This window comes from Bacteroides sp. 4_1_36 (assembly GCF_003466325.1).
Classification (GTDB): Bacteria; Bacteroidota; Bacteroidia; order Bacteroidales; family Bacteroidaceae; genus Bacteroides; species Bacteroides uniformis.
Genome location: NZ_QSOX01000004.1, coordinates 218,940 through 244,031, shown reverse-complemented (window position 1 = coordinate 244,031; position 25,092 = coordinate 218,940). Strand labels below are relative to the sequence as shown.

Genomic DNA, 25,092 nt, shown 5'->3' with positions numbered 1-25,092 from the left:
AAGAAAGGGGCATAAATAAAATTTCTGAAGTGTCAAATATTTAGGCGTTTTTTTGTTCGACATCTGTAAAACAGGTATTTTTACCTTTAAAAAAAGAACATATGCAAACTGGTACTATTCTAATTGTCGATGACAACAAAAGCGTATTAACTTCTCTAGAGCTTCTCTTGGAAAGAGAATTTGAGAAAATAGAGACTGTATCTGATCCCAATAAGATATTTTCTATTTTAGATGAATTCATAATTGATTTAGTCATTTTAGATATGAATTTTTCTGTTGGTTTTAATACAGGTAATGAAGGCTTGTTTTGGCTCCAGCGCATACATGAAATTAGACCTGAATTACCAGTTATTATGCTAACGGCTTATGGAGATATTGATCTTGCTGTAAAATCATTAAAAAGTGGAGCAGCAGATTTTGTATTAAAACCTTGGAATAATGACAACTTGATAAAAAAAATAAGAACTACATTACAAGAAGCAAAACATAAATTACCTGCTAATTCTATTAAAGGAGCTAGTGAACCAGGAATGATTATTGGCCATTCTCCAGCGATGATGAAAATAATAAGACTTGTAACTAAAGTAGCCAAAACAGATGCAAACATCTTAATTTTTGGTGAAAATGGTACAGGCAAAGAAGTATTAGCTCGAGAGATTCATCGTTTGTCTCTTCGCAGTCAGTATGAAATGTTTAATATTGATATGGGATCTATCAGTGAAACATTATTTGAAAGTGAATTGTTTGGACATGAAAAAGGTGCTTTTACAGATGCACACGAAAGTAGAATTGGTAAATTTGAAGCGGCAAATGGAAGTACACTTTTTCTTGATGAAATTGGGAACTTATCTTTAGGATTGCAAGCAAAGTTATTAGTTGCTTTACAGAATAGGGAAATAACCCGACTTGGCAGTAATAAAAAGATTCCAATTGATATACGATTAATTGCCGCCACTAATCGAAATTTACTTGAAATGGTAAAGCAAGCTCATTTTCGTGAGGATTTATTTTACCGTATAAACACTATACAAATAGAAATTCCTCCTTTACGACACCGTAAAGAAGACATAGCGACATTTGCAGAATATTTCTTAAAAAAATACGCTAATTTGTATAAACGGACAGGACTATCCTTACATCCAAAAACTATACAAAAGCTGGAAAGTCATAATTGGCCCGGAAATATTAGAGAATTACAATATACCATTGAAAAAGTTGTGATCTTAGCAGAAAAAGAGATAATAAAACCATCCGATATATCTATACATTTAGATAATACATTTTCTTTTGATAGAGTTCCTAATTTAAAAGAAGTAGAAAGAAAAGCTATTTTAGCAGCTATATCTCAAAATTCGGGAAATTTAACAGCAACTGCAGAACAATTAGGTATCAGTAGACAAACATTATATAACAAATTAACACGTTTCAATTTTTAATTAAATGTTTAGCACTCGTTTATACATACACATCCTTTTATTTGTATTACTCATAGTCTTTACACTTGGACTTGGACTTATAGGTATTATTTCAAGAAAAGCTATAATACTAGGAACAATTACGATTCTAATAGCTTTTGGCCTTATTGGAAGACTTGTTTATTACCTGAATTCTTATAATCGGAAAATGAAATTTTTTTTTGATTCTATAGAAGATAATGAATCCATGCTTTACTTTCCAGAAAATATTGGATCCAAAGAACAACGATATTTATATGCATCTTTTAATAGAGTATATACTTTAATGTCAGAACATAAAAAGATCGAGTTCGAGCGTAAATTACATCAAAAAGAATATGAATCTTGGGAAAAACTTATGCGAGTATTAACCCATGAAATAATGAATTCTATCACTCCAATTGTTTCACTCTCAGAAACCCTTCTTTCTTATTTTCAGATTAAACACGTTTCAAAAAGTACAAAAGATATTACAGAACTTACTATTGAAAAAACAATACGTGGATTAGAGACCATTAAAAGCCAAGGAGAAAATTTGATTTATTTTACAGAATCATATAGACAATATTCAGGATTAAAGCAACCTGAATTTAAATATTTCTCCTTAACAGATTTGATAGAAAACATTCAAATATTATATCAAGAAATTTTACAGCAACAACAGATAAGGTTTTCTACAGACTTTTTTCAACCGCAAATACAAATTTATGCAGATGAAAATATGTTATCGCAAGTTTTAATAAATCTATTAAAAAACTCCATACAAGCGCTAACAGAGCAATCTGAAAGAGAAATACACATTAAAGTATATATTCAAGAAATGATTCTATTTATAAAAATAACAGACAATGGTTCTGGTATCCCATCTAATTTGCTTGAAGATATTTTTATTCCTTTTTTTACAACAAAAAAGGATGGAACGGGTATAGGGCTAAGTCTTTCCAGACAAATTATACGTATGCATGGTGGGGAGTTATCTGTAAAATCTCAACCTTTTCATGAAACCTCATTTACAATCTCTTTACCATTAAACTATAACCCAAAGTATATTTAACATGTAAAATAAATTAACAATTATAAGAATACAAATATTAAAAAGGCTCAGTGCCAAATATATTTTTTGTGAAAAACTATATTGCACAATAGTACTAATATCTCAGTTATCCCTTCCATCAAAGATAAATCCCAATCCTGATTTGCCAGCCGCATTTATCCCTTTTTTCAGGAGAATTTTCTTTATGGCTATCGCCATGAAAATTCACCTGAAAAAGAATGCGGCGGCAAACGGATTAGAATTAAAGGAAAGATTACAGGGATTAACTGCGACCGACGTGACGCATAGCCGTAAATCAAAGGCGGCTATCCTTATATTCCATATATGACCTCACAAATACTGAGAAAATCCACCTTCCTCAATAACAAAACATAGCCTGCCTATCAACTCCCAAAATAAGACAGGGATTTCAGCTCCCTCCGATCTGCATAGTCAGGTGGCTTCGCTATGTTTTTACTCCTACATCCAATTCTTTTTTCTTTTTTTCCTCTGTTCCCGTTCTTTCCTGTCCTTCGTGTGACATTTGATGACACCTGATGACATCTAATATCATCTATTTGTAAATCAATTGTTTACTCAGTTTATCGTCTTACATTTGGACTGTGAAACAAATCAAGTAGTCACTCAAAACAAAAGATTATGGCACAAGAAAACAGTCCTGACAAGGAAAAAAGGCAAGGCCGGACAAAGAAACCGGAAAAGCCTTATGTGGAACAAATTGACGAGCTTCTGCTGGTACATAACAAGAACGACCCCAAGGAGGGTTTGGGAGTGGTCAGCAAGGCAGACGAGAAAGGTAATTATCAGACGGTTGCACCGGAGGAGAAGAATGAGAACTCATTCCTGAAATTCGACAAGAATTCGAGTATTCTCGAAAACTTCATCAAGAATTTTTGGAGCCAGCTGAAGGAGCCCACCCATTTCAGGCTTATCCGTATGACCTTCAATGATTACAAGCAGAACAAACAGGCTCTCAAGGACCTGGCCGAAGGCAAGAAAACAGACGCGGTAAAGGAGTTTCTAAAACGCTATGAAATCGTACCGAAAGTAAACAATCAGAAAAACAGTCAAACAAAAGAGGAGGAAACAACAATGGCAAAGAAGCAGGAACAGACAACGCAGGCTCAGCCTGAACAGGTATCACAGGTGGAAGCTGCCGCACAGGGGCGCGAACAGCAGGAACCGCAACGCCAACAGACACCCACGTACCGCTATAACGAGAATATGATTAACTGGGAGGAACTGGGTAAGTTCGGCATATCCAAGGAAATGCTGGAGCAGTCCGGACAGCTTGACAGCATGCTGAAAGGATACAAGACCAACAGAACTATGCCGCTGACACTCAACATTCCTGGGGTACTGACCGCAAAGCTTGATGCACGCCTTTCGTTCATATCCAACGGCGGGCAGGTCATGCTGGGCATCCACGGTATCAGAAAGGAACCTGAACTGGACCGTCCTTATTTCGGACATATCTTCACGGAAGAGGACAAGAAAAACCTGCGTGAAAGTGGAAACATGGGACGCGTGGCTGACCTTAACCTGCGTGGCAACACGACAGAGCCATGTCTGATTTCCATCGACAAGAATACCAACGAACTGGTAGCCGTACGACAGGAGCATGTCTATATCCCGAATGAAATCAAAGGTGTTACTCTGACTCCGGATGAAATTCAGAAACTGAAAAACGGAGAACAGATATTCGTAGAGGGAATGAAGTCCAATCAAGGTAAAGAGTTTAATGCCAATCTGCAATATAGTGCGGAAAGAAGAGGCATCGAATTTATCTTCCCGAAAGACCAGGCCTTCAACCAGCAGACACTCGGCGGTGTGCCGCTTTCCCCCATGCAGCTCAAAGCGTTGAACGAAGGACACACCATCCTTGTAGAGGATATGAAACGAAAGAACGGCGAACTGTTTTCTTCCTTTGTTACCATGGACAAGGTTACAGGCGGACTCCAATATACGCGCCACAATCCGGAAACGGGAGAAATCTACATACCAAAGGAAATCTGTTCGGTACAACTTACACCGGAGGACAAGGAAGCGTTACGCAAAGGGCAGCCCATCTATCTTGAGAACATGATCAACCGTAAAGGTGAGGAATTCTCGTCATTCGTCAAGCTGGACCTGGCAAGCGGAAGACCACAGTATTCCAGAACTCCGGACGGTTTCAATGAACGGCAGGCACCTACCATCCCGGCTGAGGTTTACGGACACCTGCTTTCGGCACAAGAAAGAGCAAATCTTCAGGACGGAAAGGCCATCCTTGTAACGGGTATGAAAGGTCCCAACGGCAAACCGTTCGATTCCTATCTGAAAGTAAACGCAAACACCGGACAGCTGCAATATTTCCAGGAAAATCCGGATGTACGTCGTAATACCTCACAGCGTGCTTCACAGACTGACAATACCCAACAGCAGGAACAGAAGAAGGGAGCAAAACAGGCTGTCTGACCTGAACGGGATTTAAATCATTCAAATCATCAACTACTAAAAAAAGGAAAGAACATGAACAAGACCAATCATCATATCTACAAGGCTGAACAAATCGACTGGGAAAAACTGGAATCGGTAGGTATCAGCAGATCGCAAATTGAAAAGGACGGAAACATGGACCTGCTCCTTCAGGGAGAGGAAACCAATGTCATGTCCATTAAAATCAAGACTCCTATATTTTCACTTACAATGGATGCCACACTCAGTCTGATTGAAGACGAGAATGGAAATCCGGTCATCAGCGTAAACGGTATCAACCCTTCAGGTGAATAAATAAGAAACCATAATGTATCATCTCTCTTTCCATACGGACTTACCGTATGGAAAGATATAAAAAACAGAATTTATCATGATTGCCATATTAACAGACAAACCAAGTGTAGGAAAAGAAATCGGAAGAATCATCGGTGCAACCAGAGTAAGAAACGGATATGTGGAAGGAAACGGCTACATGGTTACGTGGACTTTCGGGAACATGCTGTCACTAGCCATGCCGAAGGACTACGGAACCCAGAAGCTGGAACGGAATGATTTTCCTTTCATCCCATCCGAATTTGAACTGATGGTACGTCATACACGCACCGAGAACGGATGGATACCGGAGATTGATGCCGTGCTCCAGCTTAAAGTAATCGAGAGGGTGTTTCAGGCATGTGACACCATCATTGCGGCTACCGATGCCAGCCGTGACGGGGAAATGACATTCCGCTATGTCTATCAATACCTGAACTGTACACAGCCTTGCTTCCGTCTGTGGATTTCCTCTCTTACTGACGAGTCTGTACGTCAAGGCATGGAAAATCTGAAACCGGACAGCTGTTACGACAGCCTGTTCCTCGCTGCCGACAGCCGCAACAAGGCGGACTGGATTCTCGGAATCAACGCCAGCTATGCCATGTGCAAGGCGACGGGCCTCGGCAACAATTCCCTCGGACGGGTGCAGACACCGGTACTGGCTGCCATCAGCAGACGCTACCGTGAAAGGGAGAACCATATTTCATCGGACAGCTGGCCCATCTACATCAGCCTGCAAAAGGACGGCATCCTCTTCAAGATGCGCCGCACACAGGATCTTCCCGACAAAGAATCCGCAACAATGTTTTTCCAGGACTGCAAGCTGGCACATCAGGCACAGATTACAGGTATCAGCCACAGCGTTAAGGAAATACTTCCACCGGATCTGCTTGACCTGACACAGCTTCAGAAGGAAGCGAACATCCGCTATGGCTTTACCGCATCAGAGGTGTATGACATCGCACAGTCCCTTTATGAAAAGAAACTGATTTCCTACCCAAGGACTTCCAGCCGTTATCTGACGGAGGATGTGTTTGACTCGCTTTCACCAATCATGGCGCGTCTGCTTTCATGGGAGCTGTTCCCTGCCGCTAAAGGAACTGGAGGTATTGACATATCCAGTTTGTCCCGCCACGTAATAAACGCAGAAAAAGCCAATGTACATCATGCCATCATCATTACAGGTATCCGTCCCGGAAATCTGTCCGAAAAGGAAATGCAGGTTTACAGACTTGTAGCTGGAAGGATGCTTGAAGCATTCATGGCTCCATGCCGCATAGAAACGACAAATGTTGAAGCGGTTTGTGCGGCGCAACATTTCAAGGCCGAACAAACAAGAATCATTGAAGCCGGCTGGCATGACGTGTTCATGCATTCCGACATGATTCCGACATCGGGATATTCCGTCAAAGAACTCCCCGAAGTGGAGAAAGGTGATACCCTGAATGTATGCGGATGCAACATGGTGCACAAGAAACAGCTGCCGGTAAATCCGTTCACGGATGCAGAACTGGTGGAATACATGGAACAGAACGGACTGGGCACGGTATCCTCACGTACCAATATCATCCGTACACTGGTTAACCGTAGGTATATCCGTTATTCAGGGAAATATATCGTTCCGACCCCGAAAGGCATGTTCACCTACGAAACCATCCGTGGAAAGAAAATTGCGGATACTTCACTCACCGCAGACTGGGAAAAACAGCTGGCCGGACTTGAAAGCGGAATGATAACCGGACAGGACTTCCTGAACAGGATCAGGACTCTCGCCAAGGAAATGACTGATGACATTTTCAACACCTATTCCACAAAAGAAGAATAACATCCATATCAATATAACCATAAGAATGCAGGCCGGAAGGTCTGCATTTTTTTGTATCCGTACAGAAAAGAATCTGTTTTTCCGCTTTTAAGCGGCAAAGGTCTTGGATTGCCTGCCTTTTGCCGCAAGGCTGCCCTCAAGGGCTTGGCTGGACAGAAAAAAATCATCCTCGCTACGCTCCGGTATTTTTTCCTGCCAGGCCTTGCGCAAAAAGGCAATCCAAGAGGCCGGAGACCTATAAAATCGGGAAAACACATCCCGATGGGATTATTCATTCATAAAATTAAGGATTATGAAACTACAGATTATCGAAAGTATCAGCAAGCATGTGGTAACCCTGGTACTGGTTATCGGAATACTTATGCTGACAGACAAAGGTATCATGCCTACAAGTATGATTGCAATGCTCCTGCTCACCGGAGGAATCATAGGATTTCTTTTCAGAGCTCTTCTACTGATTGTAAGGATAGCATTTATCTTTTTCATTGTCGGACTCCTGTTTTTCTAACCAATAAAACCAACAGATATGAAAACAAGTACATGTATATCTTCTGCTCCTGTCATGCCGGCTGTATGGCCACAGAACGAACATATCAGACCGGTCAAAAGACGTCTGCCCAATACAGTTGATGAGCCTAAAAACATCGGCTACTATCTGGAATCTCTGCGTGATATTTCCAGCAATCCTGACAGAGAGAATGTCCTGAAAGAATTCTTCAAGGAAACTTATGTATAACCATAAAATTTTTCAATTATGTTTTTTCAATCAATTTATCAGATGATTACAGCAGGTACGGATCTGAATATCAATATCCGTAAAGTGGATAACAGCCTGAGTGTGGCAGTCATGCCAAGGCGGAACAGCCTGAAAGAGGATACGCGGCAAAACATGGTGCCACTGGTCGTAAACGGAACACCGGCAGAACTGGATATGGGCTTCCTGCAGACGATACTACAACCGATACAGAAGGTACAGGGACTGCTTGTCAATGCGGAAAACTTCGAGAAACAGGCAGAAAAGGCTACATCACAGGCCAAATCATCCAAAACTCCAACAGTACCGGCTGAATCAAAGGAAGCCAAGGAAAAACGGGAAAAGATGGAAAAACTCCTCAAGAAGGCTGATGATGCAACTGCCGCAAAAAGGTTCCCCGAAGCAATGACATGGCTGAAACAGGCACGGGTGCTGGCTCCTTCAGAAAAACAGAAGGAGATTGACGAAAAGATGCAGGAAGTACAGAAACAGGCCAGCGAAGGAAGTCTGTTCGGTATGACAGAGGAACCGGCGCCGGTAATTCCCCAACCACAAGGCAGCATGAACGGTCAGCCACAGCCCGGTATGCAAACAAGCATATTCCCGGAGCAACAAACCCATACTATAAATCCTAAACCTGTCATGCAGCCTGCTCCACAACAGATTCCACAGGAAATGCCTCAACCGGTATATGGAACGAACGGAGCATATATCCAACCTACTCCAAACCGCCCCGTGATGCAAGGAACAGGTATGCCACAAGGAGCTACAATGCAGCCCTATCCGCAGCAGCAGGTACGGCAACCGACAAACGGACATATACCGAACGGAACGGTACAAGTACAGAACGGAAACGGACGGGAATACCAGACTGCACCGGCAGCCCATGATACATTCTGCTTCGATCCGGAAGACGAAAATGACAGGGAGCTTCTAAGAGAGGACCCGTATGCGGAATATCCGGATTTTCCAGCTGAGTACCGAATGAAGGACGAGGCACAGGTAGAAATGATATACTGCTGATATATAAAAATACACTACTGTCCCGTTAAAAATGGGAATTGGTCTTTGAAATAATTGAAATATAGTCTTTTACAAGCATTTTTAAGGTGCGACGATTTGAATTTGCTAAATTGTAGTCTATAAGATAGACTGCATATGAACAAAAACAAATATGTCTTTGCCCAATTGGTAGAATTTCTCGATAAAGACAAGTTTCGTCACTTGGTTGACAAATATAATGGCAATCGGTAATGTCAAGTCATTCACGTGCTGGAACCAACTTCTTGCACTGATGTTTGGTCAGCTTAGTAATCGTGAAAGTTTACGCGATGTAGTCGTGGCGCTGGAAGCGCATCATACCAAATGCTATCATCTTGGAATAGGACGGAATCCTATTGCTAAAACGACATTTGCTTCAGCCAACCAAAATCGAGATTATCGCATCTTTGAAGACTTTGCATTCTTCATGATGGAACAGGCTCGGAAGAAACAGGCAACAGATATTTTTAAGTTGAAAGGGCATGTGTATGCTTTCGATTCTACAACAATACCTTTATGTCTGTCTATCTTCTGGTGGGCCAAGTTTCGTAAGAAGAAGGGTGGTGTAAAAACTCATGTGTTGTATGACTTGGAAACACAAGTTCCAGCATACTTCCATATCTCTACAGCATCTGTCCACGATTCAAAAGCGATGAAGTATATTCCTTATGAGCCAGGGTCTTACTATGTGTTTGACCGCGGTTACAATGCCTTCAAAGAACTATATAAGATACATTTGCACGAGTCTTTCTTTGTGGTGAGAGCCAAGAAGAATCTACAGTTTAAATGCATCCGATGGAGACGCAGATTGCCAAAGAATGTACTTACCGATTCTGTAATAGAACTTACCGACATAATCACTCGGCAGAAGTACCCTGAGCGGTTGCGCTTAGTGAAGTACAGAGACGAAAGTCAGGATAGAGAGTTTGTCTTTCTTACCAATGCTTTTCATCTCACTTCACTTGAAATCGCCGAACTGTATAAAAACCGTTGGCAGGTTGAGTTGTTCTTCAAATGGCTAAAGCAGCACCTCAAAATTAAGAAGTTTTGGGGTACTACGGAGAACGCTGTTCGAATCCAAATCAGTACTGCCATTATCAGTTATTGCCTTGTTGCTATAGTGCAACATGACATGCAGCTGAAAAGGTCAACATATGAAGTTCTACAAATTCTAAGCATTTCTCTTACGGACAAAACATGCCTTAAAGAACTGTTTGAGAAGACTAATTTCAACAATGTCAAAGAACTCAATTCTTTCCTTTTTCCGGGATTGTTTGATTAATATTAATTTGTCTCGATTTTAACGGGACACTAATGATAAAAATAAATGACTTGTAAAACCAATAAACTATAAACAATATGGCACTGGAAATTAAAGGAATGAAAAGAGTCTTCAAGATGAAGAAGAACAGTCAGGAAATCGTACTGGACGATCCGAACGTAAACATGTCTCCGGCTGAAGTGATGGATTTCTATTCAATGAACTATCCGGAACTGACCACCGCGACCGTACATGGACCGGAAATCGAAGATGACCGGGCGGTATATGAATTCAAGACAACTATCGGAGTGAAAGGGTAAGGACATGAAAAAAGGACAACGTAAAAATGAGAAACCATGTACACAACTTACGGAACGGGCTTTGGAAAATTTAGCCAGACTTATCATATCGGAACTCGAAAATACGGACATAAGCCGGGGCATCAGGAACAGAAAGAAAAGAAGACTCCCTCCCGCAGAAAGCCTCATGGTTTTCTGAACACGAGAATACCTTCCATCGCTCCCGATCTGTATGTTGAGAATGACAGGGATGTAACGGTAAATGTCACCACCAAAGAGAATCTTGATTTCCTGTACCGTTCAGCCATGAAGTATGCGCAGCTTCTGGATGTGGAGCTGCCATACCATTCTACAGGCAGGACTTCCATAAGAGAAAAAATATGCCTGCTATATAATGCGCTGGATTCCATAGTATCTCATCATGTAAATCTGGAACTTGTCGGTGACAGGCTCCAGTTCTGTATCTATCATTTCCATGAATGGCCTGATTACACCCTGTTCCTGATACCGATAGATTTTACAGAAAGACTGAAAGGTGAAATCAAAAGGATCGCACTGGAGTTCATCAGACGGTTCATCAAGTATCACAGGATGATGGATATAACCGATACCCCTTATTTTGAGATGTCGGAAGTCTGTATCGATTATGTGGACTTTGAACAGCTTGATGAGGAAGAGAAAAAGGATTTGTACAGAAAGGAAAAGCTTTTCAGGTCATATGAGAAAGGGAAAATCCACAGGAAACTGTGCCGGATGCACTCCAGGGCTTTCTGTAGGAATCTGGAAGAGCATATCCGCAACTGTAATCCTTCCAGCAATAAGGAAAAAAGACTTTTGGAACTGATTACTGAAGGGATGTCCCTGATTGCAAAAGACAGTCCTCATATCTTGAATTATGATTATGACTATGCAAGCGAAAAGGAAAGGGATTTCGAACCGCCACCGCTCGAATATCAGATTCTGCTTACCTATTCCATTACGGATACGGTTACCAAAGACATGGAAAGCTGTTTCAGTACTGACTGTCAGGAAACATATAACCAGACTCCCGTATCATTTACCTTCATCACACCGGAAACTGAAAAACTGTTCAGACCAGAGAATTATCCGGAACGGTTCTCAAAATGGTTTGAGAAATTTGTAGAACATGTTACCTATAATTTATAAGCATCATGAATGAACTGACCCAAAATATGCAAAAAATGATGGTGCCGAAGGCGGCTATCATAGCCTACAAGTATGAAGACAGAAGAAATTCTGACACCAGGTACTTCATAGAATTGCGTCCCATCGGAAAAAGCGGACAGATGGGGGCAGGTATCCCCGTCACATACGAATTCATGAATACCCTGCTGGAATCCTATACGGAGGAAATGAGCGGCATACCGGCAGGCAGAGTCCCTGAAAACATGTTAGCCTGCAATCCGAGAAAAGGACAGGAAGAATATATCTGGTACAATCCGCCCGGAAAGAGACAGATGTTCTTTCACAAAGACCTCAATATACAGGACGGTACATTCAATCTTCCGGGGATTATCTACCATGTAAGAAACGGAAGCATGGACGTGTTCGCCTTCAAGGGGAAACGTCCGGTGGAAACGACACCACTGTTCCGTGCCCCGTTCTTCAACGTGACCGGATCAAGTGTCTGCCTTGGCAGCAGTTCTCTGGAAAAGCCACAGAACCCGACTTTCCTTTCCCTGCTGGAATACTGGGAAAAACGGTTCTGGCTGACTGAATTCTCCCATCTAGGAGGAAATGTCAATCCCACCGTTTCAAATCTTGTCATCGTCACCGAGAACATAAGAAACAATCCGTTCGACATGAACGAACTCAAACCCATGAATAAAAAACTTAAAGACATACTTCCATGAAAAAGATACATTTTACCGACCGCTACCTGCTCAATCCGCGTCATCCGGTAACGGTATTCGTCATCGGAGCCGGAGGTACCGGCTCACAAGTGATAACCAATCTGGCACGCATGAGCATGGCACTTCAGGCATTGGGCCATCCCGGACTGCATGTCACCGTATTCGATCCCGACACAGTAAGCCAGGCCAATATAGGACGCCAGCTTTTCAGTGAGACGGAACTGGGACTGAACAAGGCCGTATCACTAGTCACACGCATCAACCGTTTCTTCGGATACGCATGGACTGCCGAACCGCAATGCTTCCCCACCAGGAACTTTTCTGGAGAAAGCACAGCAAATATCATCATTACCTGTACGGACAATATACGTTCACGTCTTACACTTTGGAAGTTCCTGAAGAAAGTCCGCAAAGAAAACTTCAGTGACCATTCGGCTCCCATATACTGGATGGATTTTGGGAACAGCCAGACAAAAGGACAGGTCATCATCGGGACGGTACGTGAGAAAGTGCTCCAACCTTCTTCACAGGAATATATTCCCATGCCTAAAATGAATGTCATCACCGAGGAAGTGGACTATGCAAAAATCAAGGAAAATGAATCGGGGCCGAGCTGTTCACTGGCGGAAGCCCTGGAAAAACAGGATCTGTTCATTAACTCCACACTGGCACATATCGGATGTGATCTGCTCTGGAAAATGTTCAAGGAAGGAAAGACACTGTATCGCGGTGTCTATGTCAATCTGGAAACATTGAAAGTGACCGCAATCCCGGTATAATGCATAAGTGACCGTATGTATCATCTTTCCATCAGAATACGGTCACTTATTCTATTTACTACTTATTATTTACTACGTTCTTACCACGTTGGAGCAGGAAACTCTGTATCTCCGAGGCGAGATAGAATGATTTCCCGTTCTTTTCAACCGAGTAATATTTAATCTTGCCCTCTTGCCTGTAACGTGCCAGAGTTCTTTGTGACACACCAAGGAGTTCTGCCAGATCCACATTATCAAGCAGTTTATCCCCATTCATACATTCTTTCAGACGGTTCATCTGGTCCAGTTTCTTTTCAATGCGGGCAAATCCCTCTACCATGGTTCCTATAAGTCTTTCGAGTATCTCATTATCTATATATGACATAAATCCAATATTATTAAGTGAATAAATCGATACTCCAGTTGTGCGCACTCAAGAGTATATACTCATAATAGTGAGAATAACATGCCAAACAGATAAAGAGAATAAAAACATTTTGTATACACCTGTTAATCAGATATATAAATTAGCATCTTGATTTTCTGCTGTAAACCGAAAGTGTAAACCATTTAAAGCATGGCTATTACCAAGTTTACATTTCTATAACGACTACTTATAATACTTTAGAACTAATCTTATAAAAGAGGTTTACTAATAGCTTTATATACCCCTCCTATTCATTTAGCTTTAATATACTTTACAAAATAGGCTTTATATTTCATGCATCAAACTATGAAATATAAAGCCTGACTTTTTACTGAAAACAGTTTAAGAATGGATTAGTAGTTAAATTTTCATCCTATTTCAATATATTTACCAGAATCAAATCCATTCTCTAAATGCTCGTTTTGAAAAATATATCCCATCTGATTGGACAGTAATTTAGTACCACCAATCTCTGAGTCAATATTTGTATGTGAATGTCCATATATCCATGCATCAATCCGGTTATCACAGATCAAGTTTCCATATTCACTTGCAAAGGCACTATTCAGTACAGAACCTTTATGATAAGGTGCTACAACCTGAAGGGTAGGCAAATGATGTGTTACAACAATAATATGCCTTGCCTTACTTTCCATGATACTTTTCCGGATAAAACTGATACAAACTTCGTGCATCTCATTATACTCTTCTGTCTGGAGCAATTTCCCATTATATTTTATCTGTCGGAAATCGTTCATGCCTTTCCACACGAAATACTCATCGCTCGGATTGATTCGCGACCATAGCGTACTTAAAACAAAATCGGTATCGTCTATACTTACGACCTGATTTTGATAATATCCCACGTTTTTACGTAGCATCCATTTCCATTGTAAGCCACGCTCCATTACATCCGAATAATTGTAATACTCATGGTTACCGGGAACAATCAAGACTTGCCTATAGTTCTCAGATGCCCATTTCCAAAACTTTGCCCGTGGGGCAATCTTATCCTTCAGATAGAATATATCACCGGCTAATACCAGAACCTCACCAGTTACTGGTATCTCATTTTGTTTCAGAAACATGCTATTCTCCGAAAATTCCAGGTGCAGATCACTCATGTATTGTATTCTCATTATACGTTGTTTTTGATTGTTCAACCTGATTATTAATGATACGAATGTAAGATTTAAGACGATAAAAAAGAGTGTATAATACCAGTTTTTCCACTGCGAAGAATTCATGGTTCATTACAAATCTCGCATTCTCTATTACCCCAAATACTGGCGTCTATCCACCAGCAACATCGTTATTCCGAGTCGAACATTTTTCTAAATTCTACTGAATAATCAGAAGCCCTGTCATAATCATACATCACTGCAGCATTCTCCTCATTCTTGTCTTCAGCATTCTTCGACCAATTGTAAGAACCTGTTATTACAACCTGATTATCAATAATACAATACTTATTGTGCATTATTCCCCCTCGTGAACCACGAACGGCCTTAAATGGTATTCCATCTATGTTAACTCCAAACTTTGAATTCGTATGATCATCATAGAAAATAACCTTCACATCAATCCCTTGCTTATGCTTTTCAACTAATTTGTCTGCTATACTTTGATTCGTAAACCATGCCATACATACATGAATTGACACCCGAGCCTTATCAAGATCCTTGATTATTTTATCCGCTATATCATTGAAATAAGCATCATTTCTTACAGGTTTCTTATCTGCAAGAATCCCCCGTGAAAAAAATCTATTCAAAGCTTCGACCATTTCTTTTTCACAATCTTCAGCTTCTACCATCGATTTTGGATAAACAGTCAGTGTATTTCCAGGATGATCCTTACTAGCACTTGGAGTTATATTAACTGTTTTTATAACATTCAATCTTTCAACAACCTCCTTTGCATCCTTAGCAATAGAATCATCTAAAAAGTACACCTTTACATATTGTTTACCAAATGTTTCTCGGATTTCAGTACTAAAATTCATTCTTTTATGCATATCAGTTCCTATTATAATTGTTCCATTATTATTCTCAACATATAGTGATTTATCACCGTTTTGAATAATTGTACGATTTTTACTATTTTTCTCATCAAATATTGCCCCCGGTTCAATCACCTTTTTTTGTATTTCTTTTTTACGGTTTGCTAAATATGTTTCATAATCCTTTTCAGCATTTTTTGCATATTCAAATAATACAGGATACTTAGTAAGTGGTGTAGATCTTTCCCATAACCCACGAATTATAACTTCATGCTCCGCTATAAAATCTAGTTCCTTTTGCTCCGTTGATAGTTTCGAGTATCTCAACCCATTGTGATTATCAAGATACATCTTCAGGTACTTACAGTAATAGTCTCTGATGAAAATATCTCTTTCTTTCAATTCAACATAATCATCTTGGGTTCGGTCATATCGAAGATTTATAAGATAAACAGCAGCAACCCCCCATGCTATCTTTGGACACTCTTTTTCTCTTTCCGTATCACTCTTTCTTGCAAAATTTCCATCTGTTGCAATTACAGAAAAGCCTCCACAAGGGAATTGACAATTTCCTCTTTTGGGAGATAACCTAATATAGGGATATTCTGCATTAACAACTAAGATAAACTGATCATAATCATCCCCAACAATATTAAGAAAATACTTGCTATAAACCAGCCTTTCTGATGGCCATCCATTATCTTTATAGAAATCCTCTTCCTTAAACAGTTGCTCCATATCGACTCAGTTTATATTTATTGTTCCTATATTTTTCTCCACATATACGGACTTCTCTCCGTTCTGAGTTATTTGACGGATTACAGTTGGCTGGTTTTCTCCCATAGAAACAATCCTCTCATCAAGTTCTGCGGTTTTTCTAGCCGTTACTCTCTGGATCTCCTCCATTAACAACGCAGCGTCATTATCTAACAAATCCTTAAAGCTACCAGTATTAATGTGAACTAAATAATCCCAAAATTCATCTAAAGCTTTAATGATAGCATTAATTTTCGAGAGTTCATTTATGACATAATCTGAGCAACCAAATTCTGTTTGCATTTGAACAGAGGCATTTACTTTCTGTTTCAACCAAAAATCTTTTATCTCTTTAAGGCCATTTCGATTTCTAGGTATAGGTTGCAGATCTACAACTGGAAAAACTCTATTCTTCACGTCTTCATTCTTAAATATTTCAGTCATCTCAAACATACAATCAATAGACTTCAGATAAGTAGCTGTAATGAACATAATGACCTTGTCCGCACTTCCTATCTCTTTCTCATATGCAACAATGTCATCTCTGTATTTAATATCCTGCACATCTATCGAATAATAAATACCGTTCTTTTCTAAACCTCTTTTAATGGCTTCCATTGCCCCATTATAATTCTCATCATGTTTATAAGAAATATATACCTTTTTCAATCGATTCTCCATAATCTTGTTATTATTATATCCTTTTAATGATTTGTTTATTACGTATTCAACCATTGGTTTCTCTCTGTTCTTATGTGTACATATTACGACAATCGTATCATCAATACAATTCAGAGCCGCATTTAATTTATCCAAATCTTCCAATTCTATGCTTGACAAATCAATTCTTCCTAACATATGTATTACGGCTTTTCCGCTTGTACTAAAGTGTTTCAATATTTGAATTGCCAAGCTATAGATGATAACATCTTTTCTTTGTTCATCGGCAGTCATTAACTGATCCCTCAAAGCCGTGATGTCTCCGTTCTGACATTGATGACACAATCCTACTAGGAACAATTCAAAGACATTTCCTTTAGAGGTCTGTATAAGATTTCCACTTATATACTTGAACGAGTTATTACTCCTAATATGTGTTTTAATCTCCTCGTCTGTTAAATCCGTATCTAATAGATACAACCCAGACTTCACCCCAGGATCCATCAACATTATGTTCAGTTGCTGCAGCTGAAAATCCTTATTCATTATCCAACTTATTGATAAAATTGGTTATTAAATACTTGTTGCTAGGATTCTGCATGATAGAATCTATCAAGTCCATTGCATGTTCCAACGTGTCTTGATATCTGCTATCATTGAAAGACTTTATTCCATTATACGATTGAATTAGCACATCCACGACATGATTCACTATGAAGTAGTCGTCAGGCAATTCATGGATTAGAATCTTCTCTAGCCATTTCAACGTCTGCAAAGGATCTTTAATGGCATATCCTGCTAAAAATTCTATAAAGACACTTACCTTGTGTTTACTTAAAGGAGACGTAACATAAGCATCTGCAACCCTTTTCTGGAGATTATCATTCCATTTGTCTGCATGATGAAATAAATTATCACATGCCTCTCCCATTTCTGATGAATCAAATTGCGGTTCCATAAAATGGAGAATATAGTAAATGGCTTCCTCGTTTATTCGTTGGCCAAGAGTACCCAAGAAGTGTAATAAAGAAATACGAGCCTCTTGGTTATTTTCACACATTTTGTCAAGAAACACCTTGATGCGCTCGTCTTTATCGTTGTGTGCCCAAGCTAGCCATAGTATAATGACTTGCTCACGATAACATTCAGTGCAATCTGCCGCATGGCTGAAAAATTCCAACAATTCATCAATGGCATAATTGACAAAATACACTAGTGGATTATAATTATGAACAGGCATAGCCATTAACCTAGGATTAAAGTCATGCATCAGTTTTTTGAATAGCTCAACATTCCTGTTTCTATCAAGAATATTTAGTGTTGCCATATTCAAAAGCACTGCAGCTCTTGTATAAACAGAAGCAGTTTCTGCAATGCTTTCTATGGTTCGGAATATATCTTCTTTATATTTGTTCTCTTTGGCACACTCCACCAGCATGTAACCAGCATTACCTCTCGCTTGGTTAATACCCACATTATAAACATCTTTCATATCTTGATGAATATCCTCATCTGGCTCCTTGGCATTGAGCAATACATTGCAAAACAATTTGAAGACAGGCTCAGGTACAAGGCTCATTTTAGATACATCATTTAAGGCAAATAAAAGCGAATGTATACAGAAACCTCTAAAAGTTGAATTGACGTCATAATGTACTATATCAAGGATTCGCTCCATAACATGTACAGCATCATCTAAGCGTCCTGCATCCAACAACCCTTGCATTCCTGCTTGGGGATAATCCAAAAGTACGCGATTGTCATCTAGTGCTGTATTAATCAAATCAATAAACTTGTTTGGTTCTTTCGCCACTACATTTCTAAATAGATGGCATTGCCCAGTCAAAGATGGTCTGTCCCAATCTATTATAGAGTTATCCGTATATGTTAGCATCGCTTTGTGCCATGTGTCAGGGTTCATCTTCATCCCTTGGTCTTCTCTCAATGATGTCCAGCCTGTATGAGTTGTCATTTGGGAAGGCATATCATTTTTTAATCTGGCTTCATTGAATTTCCTATCAATCCTTTGTCGCTCTTGATATGCTTGCCAGGACAATCTTCTGAGTTCTTCTTTATGTATAGCATGCAACGCTTTTCCCTTATGCAAATCAATATCAAGCAATGGATGACCGTATAAAAGTCTATTTTTAGCATAATCCTTAAACAAGACGTGTTCTCCCTTGTCATCTATAGAAAGGATTCTTCTTATTATTGTTAACTTTTGCTCATCATTCCATAACGGGAATGCAGCTTTTAATGCTTCCATAGTCTGATACTCCACCCAACTCGGAGCATTGCAAAGAACAGAGCGATTGATTATTAGATTAAAGATGTTATCCTTAAACTTCTCAGGAAACTTTGTATAGACATATAAAGCAATGAAAACGAATCCTTCGTGCTCACTCTGAGCAAACTCCGTCAAGTATAGTTCAACTCTTTCGTCATCAACTTCTTTCAAGAAATTATCTATAAGAATGTTTGCAGCATCTTCTATAAAATTTGAAACAAAATGTCCACCCGTCACTCTTTGAAAACTGTAGAATTCTGTAGAATTGCTTATTTCAGCACCATCTAAGCAAAATTTCGAATTATCATAAACAAGTTTCAGTATGTCCACTAATAGCTGAACTCCATGATTATGATGATCCCTAAGCAACTTCTCATACAGGAGCTTAACATCATGCCCTACTTCTATCCTATAAACAAGCTTTGACTCCTTCTCCAGCAATTGCAATCTGACATTTTCCTTCAACTCCTGACAAACAAATTCAGGATTATCCTTCATTATATTCTCCAGAAGACGTGTATGTTCAAGCGGCAGTCTACTCTTAACCAGCTTATTATAAAGTACTATCAATTTCTTTGTATCGCAATTCAAATCATAATGTTGAAGCAAATTACTAAAATACTCACAGTCCTCTTTGTTACTAAAATCAAATGTCGCCTCTAACTTGTCAAGAACAATCTCTGCACAAAGCAAAAGCGTCCTTTTGCTCATCAGCATGGTTTTCTCTTTATAATTTTTACTTAAACACTTCCACCCACCTTTACTTTCCATGATTTCCCAAATAGCCTTAAACCAATTAGGGGTATGCACAGACTCATATAACACGTCCATATAAATATTATCTTGAAAGACCTTTCTAGAGATAAAATTTATTTCATCATTCAAAGGTGTTTCAAAAAATGCCATATTGCTCAAGGCCAATGATTTCAAATGATACCGATATGTATCTTTTCCATCGTCATTTTGCGCATAAAGTAGTTGGTCAATAATATGAATATACTCCTTAGGACTCTGTTCTCGAAGAAAAGTTAATATGCTCTTAACTGCAGCCCTAGAAAATAACCCTTGGTGCTGCCTTTTAAGTACTTCCAATAAATTGTATCCTTTTTCAGTAAATCTGCGTGCATATACATAATCAAACAACGTTTGATGAAAAAATTGAATCTGATTGCTCTTTGTCTTTAATAACAGCTCATGAGAGAACAGATATTGCAACTCAAAGCTGAAGTCTGTTTCAAACTCCCTAAGGTGTACAGACAACTCTTGACGTTTATACATAGTTGTGACCAGAGCATCCATTAAGGCTAAAAGACGTTCTTTATCAACCGTACGCATGCTATCATCAAGTATGTATTTTCGCCATAATTGATGATAAAGTACGTCCGTTGACAATGGGTATGTCAGTTGTTCTCCTGACTTTATCTTTAAAAATAAGTATAAATGTAACGGATTACCCAAAAATCGTAGAAGATTGTCATTTAAATGTTCCTTACATTCATTCTTATCAAGAATATCTAGAACTTGTTCTTTAGTAAAATCTTTAAGTTCCCATTTGTTCTTTATACGTAAACTATCAAGTAATGGATCGTATTCTAAATCATATGGTCTACAAGAAATAACCACCCTAACATTTGAAATCAATTGTACCTGCCTTATCAATTTTAAAAGAGAACGCAATGGTGTACGATTAGAAGACAGTGATAACGACAATGCATCAATCTGATCTATCAGCAGTATGACCCGTTTATATTGATGGGTCATTTCCTCCATAACAATTTCTATAGGTTTTGCAAGATGCATATTCTTACCAAGTTCATCTGTATCTGCAAACTCAACCTGATCAGATTTAATGCCTAATACTAGATAATCCTTATTTCCCTTCAATTCTTCAAGCAAGTCATGCATAACTATAGACTTCCCAACACCAGCCTTACCATAAAGTAATGCCAATCTACAAGGATGTTCTGTAGATATCCTCCTTTCAATCCAATCTTTTATCTGATCAACCTCTTCTCTATGGATAGAAGGTTGTATAGTAGGCGCGTAGTCCTGCAACTCGTATGACCCTTTAACAAATGCAACAGAAGGCTCTTCTACATAGAGATTGCCTACATAAATTTGTCCGCTATTTTTCTCTATATAAATTGGTGTTTGACCATTTTGATTAATAGTTCTATCTTCCATAACAACTTATCTTTACCGCTTAATGTTTCACATAACATCCTCTGCTTCATATAAGATTATCCAATTCTTACCATCCCTGCCAACTGCACGAAATAATCATTTGACCAAATGTCAAGTTCTTTTGGATTGCGGAGGAAAGGTAATACATCTTCTTTCACTTGTTTTATATCAGCTGTAGAGAGACGCTCAATGAGTTTTTCTTTGAATAACTCTAGAGTAATATTCTCATTGTTAAACTGCTTGCACCGTTCTGCCAAATGAGTAAAATCTAACGGAACATTATGACGTACATACCATTCAAAATCGTACCAATCACGACCTTTGACTCTATTCTTCCACACACGATAGACCAGTGCGTGCATCTTACCTGCAAACAAGTCTGGAAGTGTAAAACAGCGGGTCATAAATGAATGTGGCTGAAGCAAAAGCTTTTGTTCCGTTTTGAAGTTCAACGGTGGACAAGTATCTACTTCAATCTTTATCTTTATTGACTTCTCTGTTTGGAAAGTCACATCATATACATCGGTATTATCTTTAAGAAATGCCGATTCGACCTTTCCAAAATTCTTCTTATCTTTTTTCTTTATTTCAACCTCACGGCCTACCATTGCAAAGGCATCAATGATAGCAGGAAAATATTTCGTAAAATCGAACTTGTCATCTTGCGCAAGCAGTGAGAAATCCATATCCTCACTGAAACGCTGCAAGCCATGAAAGATTCTCAGGCAAGTTCCGCCATAAAACGCAGCCGACTCAAAGAAGCCCCCAGCATACAGGCCTGCAAGTATCATTTGTTGGTTAACTTCAAATATAGCGTTTCGCTTATGTTGCTCCGTTGTTAAATCATAACGGGAGAGCATATTGTCGAATATTTCATTTTTCATCGTCTTAAAAATTTTAAAAGTGTCGAAATTGAATCAGCCTTTTTGCCTACATTAATATAATCTTCAAATATGGTTGCGTCCATATTATAGAACTCATCCATATCCATACGAATATCCTGCTCAAGATATATCTCTACATCCTTCATATAACGAAGAATGACTTTTGAGGAATTGGCGATCAAATCACACAAAGCCTTTTCCGGTGATGCAATAAGAAATGCATAGTCACCTTTATTTATACTCCTTACTCCTATCGGAAATGCCTTTCTTGAAATATATTTGTAGTCATAATTGCCGACTGGAGTTTGAAAGCTTCGGGGATGTTTTACTGTCATTGATTGATGAACATATACAGCCTCTGGGATAAGTCCATAATATCGTAGTGCAGTAGACATTGAAATATACGAAGGTATATAGAGATGATTGGCGATCAACTCACTCGATAGAGTCTTTCCTGAATATTCGGGGTTGATCACATAAAGTCCTCGCTTCAGTCTGATGATAACACCTTGTTTTTCGAGCCAGGTTACTTTCTTATTAGCAGACTTCAGTTCCGGATATAACGATTCAATGATTGAAGTCGTTACTGGAATGGTTCCTATTTCACTTAATTGTCTATCCATACTGCAAATATAGCAATAATTTGAACAATAAAAGAAATGAGAATTCTTTTTCTATTCAAAATATTACTGCTGAGACAATCTTAAAAAATAGCGACAGCTGTCACATAATGATTACCGGAAAGGTAGATTATTCTCTAAAATTTCTCATCATTCACCGATTGTAAAGACCTCATAGCACTTAAAATAGATTCTATTTTCATAGATAAGATAAGATACTAAAGACTCACAAACTTGTTCATCAATACAAACATCAAGTCCTGCTTCATCTTTAAGTCTAAAAGAATAAAAAGCATCCTTTTCTTCTTTTTCCGAACTGTGAAGTAAACGAAGCCCTCATTGTCCCCAATACAAGCTTATAAAACTTTCCACATTTAGTAGAAAGCCCATGGGCTAAACCATTTTTTGAGTTTGCAAGTATTTCATTGCCCCATTTATCTTTCCCAAGGAACGCTATATTTTTCTGGTTTTTCTCATAAAAGTACATGATTATAGATTAGGAACCGCACCGAATTTACCGAACTTATATGCCTTTTGGAGAGAACTGATCCTATTCAATCCTTTGAAATCTATTAGAGGATACAATATACTTGAACCATCCAGATTCTTTTCTGTAAACCAGACATTATCCTTTCTAAGCAAATATTCCTCTCCTAACAGTCCGTCATAATGCGTAGTAATCAACAACTGGGCTTGTTCTGATTCTTTCAGAAAACGTTCAATAATATGTTCTATCAATTTCGGATGAAGAGAAAATTCGATATCGTCAACAGCAAGAAAAGCATCATTTTCAAGAATCTTTTGTACTTGAGCAGCCAGGCCAAACGTACGGATAGTACCGTCCGATTCAAACAGTTCTGGGAATTCATAATAATCATTGTTACCATCATCAGATGAAACCTTATGCTGATACATAGTATAATTAATCGAACCCTTATGTGTTTCCTGTTCTTTGGAAGTAATATTTGAAATATTGAAATCAGCTTCTTGTAGATACCTCAAAATATAATCTTTTGCAGACTCATTCTTGATTGATTTTTCGGCATAACGACTTAAAGATGATGTAGGCACAACAGCCGGCATAACCTGATTGGTTAGATATTGAAGAACTGCCTCTAATTCTACAATATGTGTATTTACCTGCATATAAGCAGCAAAAACCGACATATTATGTAAACACTTCAAAGTTATTTCCTCTTTGACAGCTTGCGACATCTTGATTTTCTGCCCAAACCTAATAACAGATACGTTATTCTCAGTATTTCTCTCAAATAAAGTAGCAGGCTGTTGACTTGGATAATAGATTAGACTTTCCTTTGCTACGTGCCATCTGTCTAAAGCTACAGAATAGACATAACGAACTGCTTTTTCCTCATTCTTCAAGTAGAACGAAATCGAATATTCAGATAACTGCCTCGAACTTGTTTTATTCAGGAGAAACGGGACTATTTGAATTTGTTCTGCCTTATTAAGTGGGGTATAAGTAATGAATGACTTGATAAAATCACAAACTTTAATAATATTACTCTTACCCGAAGCATTTGCTCCATAAATGACAGTCACTTTCAATAGTCTCACATCACCCCCCAATTCTACAACATGATATGATTCCATATCCTTACTTCTATCAGCTTCAAAACTTAATATAGCCTCGTCTCTAAATGAGAACATGTTCTTAAATCTAATTTCTGCTATCATACAATCTGTTTTCCCACAAATCTATAACTAAATATCTATATTCACAAATTAGATTTGAATATTTGCATCATTTATGAAAAAACTAGAAACTAAACTCTTTTTATCGAATTTATTGTACACGTAGTTAATATAATCATTGAATCAAAACATCAGTCCATCCATTAATATAAAAAATCGATACAAACTAACATCAGTCTTCGTATTATCTCACTTCACAAAGATTTAAATATAACCACAAAATACTTATTCTATTTGCATGATATTGTACGCCATTGATAAAAATGCCATATCACTAAAAAAAGGGTAAAAAATACCTCGTTCTTGTAACTTATTTGCCGGAAAACTTTGAAATTCAACAAAATACAATTATCTTTGTCTTACAAAAAAGAATGTGACAATATATAACTCATTGATATTCAATGAGTTATAATGATTAAAAATGACAAAAAATTAGACTTCTG

20 protein-coding genes and 1 pseudogene are annotated in these 25,092 nt (G+C 38.6%); 13 read left to right on the top strand and 8 right to left on the bottom strand.

The window, feature by feature from the left end:
* The first annotated feature begins 101 nt into the window (after nt 1–101).
* The 13 genes and pseudogenes from DXD65_RS06725 to DXD65_RS06665 all read left to right on the top strand — a co-directional run bounded on the left by DXD65_RS06725 (nt 102) and on the right by DXD65_RS06665 (nt 13,134).
* Nucleotides 102–1,436 (top strand): sigma-54-dependent transcriptional regulator, encoded by a 1,335-nt coding sequence (locus DXD65_RS06725; protein WP_117887457.1) that lies wholly within the window; start codon nt 102–104, stop codon nt 1,434–1,436.
* Between the two features lie 187 nt (nt 1,437–1,623).
* Nucleotides 1,624–2,508: a sensor histidine kinase gene (locus tag DXD65_RS06720; RefSeq protein ID WP_233556121.1), complete on the top strand. Its 885-nt coding sequence runs from the start codon at nt 1,624–1,626 to the stop codon at nt 2,506–2,508.
* A gap of 639 nt (nt 2,509–3,147) precedes the next feature.
* Nucleotides 3,148–4,965, top strand: coding sequence for a DUF3945 domain-containing protein (locus DXD65_RS06710; protein WP_087397549.1), 1,818 nt, complete (start codon nt 3,148–3,150; stop codon nt 4,963–4,965).
* 54 nt (nt 4,966–5,019) lie between these two features.
* On the top strand, nt 5,020–5,280 hold the full coding sequence (locus tag DXD65_RS06705) for a DUF4099 domain-containing protein (RefSeq protein WP_117887454.1): 261 nt from the start codon (nt 5,020–5,022) through the stop codon (nt 5,278–5,280).
* Between the two features lie 76 nt (nt 5,281–5,356).
* Nucleotides 5,357–7,126: a DNA topoisomerase gene (locus tag DXD65_RS06700; RefSeq protein ID WP_117887453.1), complete on the top strand. Its 1,770-nt coding sequence runs from the start codon at nt 5,357–5,359 to the stop codon at nt 7,124–7,126.
* Between the two features lie 292 nt (nt 7,127–7,418).
* Nucleotides 7,419–7,634, top strand: coding sequence for a hypothetical protein (locus DXD65_RS06695; RefSeq protein WP_117887452.1), 216 nt, complete (start codon nt 7,419–7,421; stop codon nt 7,632–7,634).
* A gap of 18 nt (nt 7,635–7,652) precedes the next feature.
* Nucleotides 7,653–7,862 carry a hypothetical protein gene (locus DXD65_RS20915; RefSeq protein ID WP_118121694.1) on the top strand — a complete coding sequence of 70 codons (210 nt, stop codon included), beginning with the start codon at nt 7,653–7,655 and terminating at the stop codon, nt 7,860–7,862.
* Between the two features lie 18 nt (nt 7,863–7,880).
* Nucleotides 7,881–8,903, top strand: coding sequence for a PRTRC system protein E (locus DXD65_RS06690; RefSeq protein ID WP_117887451.1), 1,023 nt, complete (start codon nt 7,881–7,883; stop codon nt 8,901–8,903).
* Between the two features lie 135 nt (nt 8,904–9,038).
* Nucleotides 9,039–10,203 (top strand): annotated as a pseudogene (locus DXD65_RS06685) (IS4 family transposase).
* A gap of 77 nt (nt 10,204–10,280) precedes the next feature.
* Nucleotides 10,281–10,502 (top strand): PRTRC system protein C, encoded by a 222-nt coding sequence (locus tag DXD65_RS06680; RefSeq protein ID WP_004326366.1) that lies wholly within the window; start codon nt 10,281–10,283, stop codon nt 10,500–10,502.
* 36 nt (nt 10,503–10,538) lie between these two features.
* Complete coding sequence (locus tag DXD65_RS06675) at nt 10,539–11,648, top strand: peptidase (protein ID WP_117887450.1); 1,110 nt, start codon at nt 10,539–10,541, stop codon at nt 11,646–11,648.
* Nucleotides 11,649–11,653: 5 nt separating this feature from the next.
* Nucleotides 11,654–12,355 (top strand): prokaryotic E2 ligase family D protein, encoded by a 702-nt coding sequence (locus DXD65_RS06670; RefSeq protein WP_117887449.1) that lies wholly within the window; start codon nt 11,654–11,656, stop codon nt 12,353–12,355.
* Complete coding sequence (locus tag DXD65_RS06665; protein ID WP_117887448.1) at nt 12,352–13,134, top strand: PRTRC system ThiF family protein; 783 nt, start codon at nt 12,352–12,354, stop codon at nt 13,132–13,134. Before DXD65_RS06670 ends, DXD65_RS06665 begins: the two co-directional genes overlap by 4 nt.
* Before the next feature lie 58 nt (nt 13,135–13,192).
* On the opposite strand, the gene DXD65_RS06660 is transcribed toward DXD65_RS06665, so the two are convergent.
* From DXD65_RS06660 to DXD65_RS06620, 8 genes are all read right to left on the bottom strand, one after another.
* A complete protein-coding gene (locus DXD65_RS06660; RefSeq protein ID WP_004326370.1) occupies nt 13,193–13,498 on the bottom strand; it encodes a helix-turn-helix domain-containing protein in 306 nt (101 codons plus the stop codon).
* Nucleotides 13,499–13,908: 410 nt separating this feature from the next.
* On the bottom strand, nt 13,909–14,679 hold the full coding sequence (locus DXD65_RS06655) for a metallophosphoesterase (RefSeq protein WP_117887447.1): 771 nt from the start codon (nt 14,677–14,679) through the stop codon (nt 13,909–13,911).
* 173 nt (nt 14,680–14,852) lie between these two features.
* Entirely contained in the window at nt 14,853–16,280 is a 1,428-nt protein-coding gene (locus DXD65_RS06650) for a phospholipase D-like domain-containing protein (RefSeq protein WP_117887446.1), read from the bottom strand.
* 6 nt (nt 16,281–16,286) lie between these two features.
* A complete protein-coding gene (locus DXD65_RS06645; RefSeq protein ID WP_117887445.1) occupies nt 16,287–17,504 on the bottom strand; it encodes a toll/interleukin-1 receptor domain-containing protein in 1,218 nt (405 codons plus the stop codon).
* Nucleotides 17,497–21,429: an NACHT domain-containing protein gene (locus DXD65_RS06640; RefSeq protein ID WP_117887444.1), complete on the bottom strand. Its 3,933-nt coding sequence runs from the start codon at nt 21,427–21,429 to the stop codon at nt 17,497–17,499. Before DXD65_RS06640 ends, DXD65_RS06645 begins: the two co-directional genes overlap by 8 nt.
* A 56-nt stretch (nt 21,430–21,485) precedes the next feature.
* A complete protein-coding gene (locus DXD65_RS06635) occupies nt 21,486–22,313 on the bottom strand; it encodes a nucleotidyl transferase AbiEii/AbiGii toxin family protein (protein ID WP_117887443.1) in 828 nt (275 codons plus the stop codon).
* Nucleotides 22,310–22,936: a hypothetical protein gene (locus DXD65_RS06630; protein ID WP_117887442.1), complete on the bottom strand. Its 627-nt coding sequence runs from the start codon at nt 22,934–22,936 to the stop codon at nt 22,310–22,312. Before DXD65_RS06630 ends, DXD65_RS06635 begins: the two co-directional genes overlap by 4 nt.
* 486 nt (nt 22,937–23,422) lie before the next feature.
* Entirely contained in the window at nt 23,423–24,631 is a 1,209-nt protein-coding gene (locus tag DXD65_RS06620; protein ID WP_117887440.1) for an AAA family ATPase, read from the bottom strand.
* Nucleotides 24,632–25,092 lie beyond the last annotated feature (461 nt).